This is a genomic window from Arhodomonas sp. KWT (assembly GCF_010993615.1).
In genome coordinates this window covers 17,064-22,744 of the sequence record NZ_WNXE01000040.1, presented here as the reverse complement: position 1 = coordinate 22,744, position 5,681 = coordinate 17,064, and the positions used below count along the sequence as shown (strand labels likewise).

5 protein-coding genes are annotated in these 5,681 nt (G+C 65.7%); all 5 read right to left on the bottom strand.

The genetic code is table 11. The features are described from left to right. Nucleotides 1–994, bottom strand: a 994-nt coding sequence (gene cas10 / locus G7A99_RS08895; RefSeq protein WP_240466199.1) for a type III-B CRISPR-associated protein Cas10/Cmr2, incomplete at its 3' end; no start/stop codon positions are given. Nucleotides 995–1,011: 17 nt separating this feature from the next. Then, nucleotides 1,012–2,022: an RAMP superfamily CRISPR-associated protein gene (locus tag G7A99_RS08890; protein ID WP_163139611.1), complete on the bottom strand. Its 1,011-nt coding sequence runs from the start codon at nucleotides 2,020–2,022 to the stop codon at nucleotides 1,012–1,014. 73 nt (nucleotides 2,023–2,095) lie between these two features. After that, nucleotides 2,096–3,241 (bottom strand): CRISPR-associated ring nuclease Csm6, encoded by a 1,146-nt coding sequence (csm6, locus tag G7A99_RS08885; RefSeq protein ID WP_163139609.1) that lies wholly within the window; start codon nucleotides 3,239–3,241, stop codon nucleotides 2,096–2,098. A 137-nt stretch (nucleotides 3,242–3,378) separates the two neighbouring features. Further along, a complete protein-coding gene (locus G7A99_RS08880) occupies nucleotides 3,379–4,542 on the bottom strand; it encodes a Card1-like endonuclease domain-containing protein (protein WP_163139607.1) in 1,164 nt (387 codons plus the stop codon). 133 nt (nucleotides 4,543–4,675) lie between these two features. Further along, nucleotides 4,676–5,386: a hypothetical protein gene (locus G7A99_RS08875; protein ID WP_163139605.1), complete on the bottom strand. Its 711-nt coding sequence runs from the start codon at nucleotides 5,384–5,386 to the stop codon at nucleotides 4,676–4,678. Between the last annotated feature and the right edge of the window lie 295 nt (nucleotides 5,387–5,681).

The window sequence follows — 5,681 nt, the reverse complement described above, 5'->3', positions numbered from 1 at the left end:
CCCGGACGTGGTCCCGCACGGCCATCGCGATCTCCTCGGTGAGGGCCGCGGGCACGATCGCCAGGAAACGGTTCGGCAGGGCGGCACTGAACAGCGGGTTGGCGTCGGTCGTCACGCGCTGTTCGCCATTGACCGTTCTTGTCCAGTTCGCCTGCTGAAAGAGCGCGCGGTCCAGCCCGTTCTCCACCAGCCAGAGGTCCACCTGGGGCACGCCGCGGAGATTCGGGAAGAGGATGGCATCTGGTCCCAGCCGCTCGCAGACGACCCGCATCGCCTCCCAGGAAAGGCGGGCGAGCAGGTGGGAGCCGGCCCACAGGTCCGAGGTGGTGCGGGCCGCGGAGATGAAGTCCTGGACCGGCCCGAGGGCGACGTGCAGCAGCGCGCAGCGGCCGTCGTCATCCGCGTGGAAGGCCCCGGTGAATCCCGAGACCAGGTCCAGGTGATCCCAGATGGTGTGATCGGGGATGCGCGTGTCCGCGGGCAGTCGGCGCCACAGCTCGCCGAGGCCCGCCCGGTCGTCGCTGCGCCGGATCTCCGGACCGAAACGCCAGAAAGCGAGCAGCGTGCGTTGCCAGTCCACGGCACCGTCGCTAGTCGTCTGTATCAGCGACCGGAAGTGCGTGAGGCTCTGGGCCTTGATCTCCCGGATGTCGGTGTCGCCGAGTCCGCCGGTCGTCCGGAGGTCCAGCTTCTGGCCAGTAAGCGGATGCCGTATCACCGGCTCCTCGGCGAAGCGGACCTGCGACCAACCCGGGTAGCGGCCGTCGTGGGCGCCCTTGGGGAACTGCGGCCGGTCCGCGGCCGAGGCCCACCAGTCCGCCTTTTTAACCCAGCGCGCCGCGCCGCTCGGCAGTGCCTCCCCGAAGAGATCCTCGCGGAGCGTGCGGCTGGTGCCGCCCTCGTGGCCCGCCGGGTCGCGAAGCAGCACGAGGGCCTTCTCGGCCGGGTCATGCAGGCGCGCGAGCAGCTTCGCCTGCGCGAGGGTCTTGTCCATGCTGTCACTCTCCCGCGTCATTGCGACACCCGCTGCAGGTCCTTCTGGAACTCGTCGTCCAGCAATTCGTGGCATGCCTCCCAAAGATCCGGGAAGCGGGCCTCCTCCTGGGCGGTGAACTTCTGCCGCAGAAAGTCGGCCGGACCGCAGGGAACGTGGGCAATCTGGCCATGCAGGCCCTTTTCCCCCTTGATGACCTTGAAGCGGAGGGAATTCGGGATGCGTGCGCTCAGCTTGTCCCAGTCCGGTCGGTTGCCCTTCGTCACGGGATAGGAGAGCAGTGGCCTGCGGCCCTGCTGCTTGGCCTCGCCGCAGAGGGCCTTGCGGACTTCCGCAAGAACCCGGATAGCACCTTCCCAGCTCCTCTGTGGCCGGGTTTGCCATACAAGAGGCCCGGCCTTGTCCCGACCGACACCGATCGTCCAATCGTGGTTGTTCACGGCATCACGCCAGTCCACCAGGTAACGGTCGAGGTGGATCTTGGGCGGCGACTCGATTTCGTACGATCCCCAGCCGTTGCGGTTGCGCCCGCCAACGGTGCCGAAGCGGTGCATCAGGCCCAGAGCCTGTTCCAGCGCGTCGTTGTCATCGCCGGCCGGCCAGGCCATTCGCAGCGTGGCGGACTCGCCCGCGGGTATTGCCGGATCGGTCTTCCGGTCGGTCTCCTTGCGCTGGGTTTCCGCCCGCCCGAACCCGAGATAGCCTGCCGCACTCAGGCCACTGGCCATGCGCAACTGATTCCGGTCCACCGCCAAGTGCCAGTCCGGCTCGGTGTGGCGTTTCCAAGCGTTCAGCCGTAGCCGCAGCGCGCTGCGTTTGCCGCTATTGCCGGCAGCGTCGCCGAAAAGCTCGCCCTCCAAGCGGCGAACGGTGGCCAGGTCGTGCCCGTGCGAGGCGATCGCCATGCGCCACCACCGACGCAGCTCGGCCTTGAACGGCGGTGTCCGCCAGGCCGCGTTCTGGCGGGCATCGCCGAGAAATGCCGGCGTCAGGAAGGTGATCGTGTGCTGTCTCTGTTCCATGCTCATGGGTTCAGCTCCAGGGCCGTGCTCAGGCTAGAAGGTGGCGGCGCTTGCGCCGGCACGCGCAAATCTCCGCGGGTCACGGCTCCCCCTCGATGCGGACCTGCTCCGCGGCGAGCGGCAACCCGTAGACCGTGTGGGGGCGCCGGCCATACGAACGGAGCTGGTAGCGCGCCACGGCGGCCGGGTGGAGTCCACTACGTTCCGATAGGGCGGTATTCAGGCGCGTTCGGGTGCGGCTGAAATAGCCACTGTCTCCGGTCTGCCGCAGCTCGTCCCGGGCTGCTTCGACGTGGTCCTTGAGCGTGCTCGGGCCCTCACCTTCCAGCCAGTCCACCGTGGCGCGCAGATCATCGGCGGCCTCCTCACCGAAACCGATTGGCGGCCTTCCGGCCAGCACGCGACGCGCGAAACAGGTCAGCCAGGCAAAATGCGTCGCGGAGAGCTCCACCGGATGGCCCTGCAGCCACGCCACCCGCTCACCGACGTCGATAACCAGCTCGGGGCGTTCCAGGACCTGCTGGGCGCGGGCGACCGCCTCGCTGAAGCTCAGCTCGCCGTAGAGCAGGGTCTTGTCCATTTCCTCGCGCAGGCGCACGAACGGGATATCCGCCAACTGGAGCCGCGCGTCCGCCGTGCTCACATAGTCATTACGGCCGCGCAGGGTCAGGGTCCGCGGATACGGCGGTGGATAGAAGAAATCGGGATGCGACTCGAAAGGCGGATTCACCAGCACGTGCGAGAGCCGATCCTGCGGGCGCGCATACAGGGAAAGCGCGTAGCCCGCGTAGAAGCCCATGGTCTTACGCCCCCCAGCGAGGGATACGTGCAACCGGACGTCATCGTCTGTGGTCCAGGCGCGGATACGGTCGTTGATGAGGTCCGCGGCATGCGCGTTGTCGTCCGCGTTCACGATGTCCCCGAGGGGCTCATCCTCGCCGTTACGGATGACGTGAATGCACGACTCATCGAAGGTAATGGCATCCCGGTCGATGCCGCAGTCGCTGCAGAGCTGATCGAAATGGCCCTGCCCCCCGGCACGCGAAAACAGGGACAGCTGGATCCGGCGCCGGCCTTCGGTCGTCGTGATGACTTCGATTCGCTCAGGGATCCGGCTTTTGCCACCCGCCGCCGCTTCCTGGGCAAGGGCGTAAACCGTCTCGGTAACCACCTGGGGCGTCAGGCCGGTCACGCAAAGGAGGGTGTCCCTGAATCGTTCTGGCATTTGTCGGCGATCCTTGCTGTTGTCCTGCTGCCCCAAAGGCTAGGTGACTGCCAGCCCCGGCGCGCTAACGGGAAGTTTTCGACGTCCCGGACGGGGCATTCAGCGAACGGGCCAACCGCCGGCCGCAGCCGCCGCGGTCACGCCGGCTTCGGCCTCACCGCCTCGAGCCATCCGCGCACTTCCGAACGAAAGGTCGGCAACCGGCCTGGGCCGATCACCTCGATGCCGTGCTGCCTGGCGCGCTTGTGCATTTCCTCGGAGGGGTGTCGCGCGGTCACGAACCAGGTGTGGCCGAACAGCCCCCGAACGTCCTGGCTCAGGCTGTCGAGCTTGTAGAACTGCTGGTCGTCGGCACTCACATCCCGACCGTGGCGCGTCGTCTTGCACTCCACGACCAGGAGCCGGTTGGCGTGCACGGCGACCACGTCGAGTTCATTACGTGCACCGTGAGTGCCTTCCCACGTGCCCGTCACGCTCAGGTCGACGTGGTCGGCACCTTCGTCAACGAACCAGTGGTAGACGTATTCCTCTAGCCAGCCCCCATTGAGAAAGCGGGTGCGCTCCGGATCCAGGAACGCGATGTCCGGGCCGCCCTCCCAGTCCAGCAGGCCTTCGGACGATAGCCAGTCGAGGGCCTTCGCCCACCGCCCGTGCGGAGCGCTCTCGAATCGCTGTTCCGGCCACACGAGTTCATCGCCATCCATGGCCCGACTCGCCAGGTTGTTGAGTGCGCCCAGGAAGTCGCCCCACTCCGGCGCCTGTCGCCCAAGCCGCTTGCACAGCTGTTTACGGTCCGCGACCCCGTCCATGTACTCGTCATTCGCCGAGCCCGTTTGCCGGACACGGAACCCCTGGGCGAGCAGATAGGTAGGAATGTCGAGCACCGAACCGAGTGGCCTCGGTGCCTGTCGCGGCTCACGCGCAGGCAGTATTTCCAGACGCCCATGGGCCGTATCGGTGTACACACACCGGTCGACATCGCTGCGCAGCACGTCCAGAAAGCCAATCGCCATCAGCTTCGTCCCACCGGTCAGGTTGAGCACGAGCTCATCAGCCTGACCGGCGAGCCTCGATAGGACATCGAGCGCGAACTCCTCGAGCCGGGGCATATCCACTTCCGGCGCATCGTCAAAGCGCTGCACGCCGATGCCCTGCTGCTCGAGGATCTCGGTGAGACGCGCAGCCTGGGGACGCATGGACTCCGTCACGACCAACGCCGCCCTGTCGGGGCGATCCATCAGCGTGGGGATGATGTTTCCGAGCAGCTGATTGGACACTAGAAGTATATGCATGCTGGCCATGCGCTCTCCCTTTCCCTGGCCGTTCTACCCTCGGACGATACCTCGGAGCGGGGGCGCCTTTCCGGCGTTTTGTAGAAACATAATATAGCCGTTACCGCGGGCAATGCAGCCATTGACAGGGGAGAAAATGCGACTACCAGTCGCATTCAAGGAGCCCACGTATCCTGTCGTCCACCCGGGCCTTCCGATACCGACCACCAAAAGTCGAGGGATGAGCGATCTTAACGATGGTCACGTGCCGCGCGAGCACCGGCACCCGGTAGCGATACGCCTCGTAGAGCATGGTGGAATGCGGCCCCGCGGGCGTCAGGACCGGCTCGTCGACAGGCTCCAGGTCACCCTCGCCGTAAAGCGCGGTGAAACGCGGAAGCAACTGCCCCTCCAGGAGGATCATTGCGGGATCGGTGCGCGCCATGATGTCAGTGACGAACGGACGTGCCTCTTCCGCCGCCTCGTTCATATCAATGCCGTGAAAGGCACGAAAGCCCCGATCCCCCCTTGCGCTGCGCCGGAACACGAGGTTGGACTTGACCACGCTGCCGGCGAGCCGTGGCACGCGAAGGGCGCTGTTAAGGAGGTGACGCATCGCGCGTGCCTCCGGGTAATCGCAGACGTCGAAGTCGTGGCTTCCGTCCCCGTAGAACGGGTCACGGCTGCCCGCGGTCTCCGGCACCGAAAGCCGCCAGGTGGCGGGGTCACCCCCAGGATTCAGGCCCAGAACCAGAACCGGAGCCGGGATCACCGGGCCGGAGAAGATCTTGTATTCATTGAAACCGGCGACACCCGACGCCCGCCGGTACGCCGCGTCCAGGTTCTGCATCCATTTAACCGTCTCGTCGCTCAACTACGCCTCCGTGAGTCCTTTATGCCAATTGCCGGGACACGATAAGCAACCGACCGGTCGAGGAATCACGGCGGAAAGTTTTCGGACGGTTTGCCCAAACGGTCCCGAAATCCGGGTTAGCGCTCATGGCCTATCCCCGCCCCGCGTAAACCCTGCCGCCAAAACAGCGCCCTGGCGTACGGGGATCACGTTCCAATGTCCGCCAGGGCACCGTTCAGACACCGACTGGATTCGCATTTAACCTCGGAACCTTGTCTTAATCCCTTTTCCATCAGGGCATCGTTCAGACAGCGCG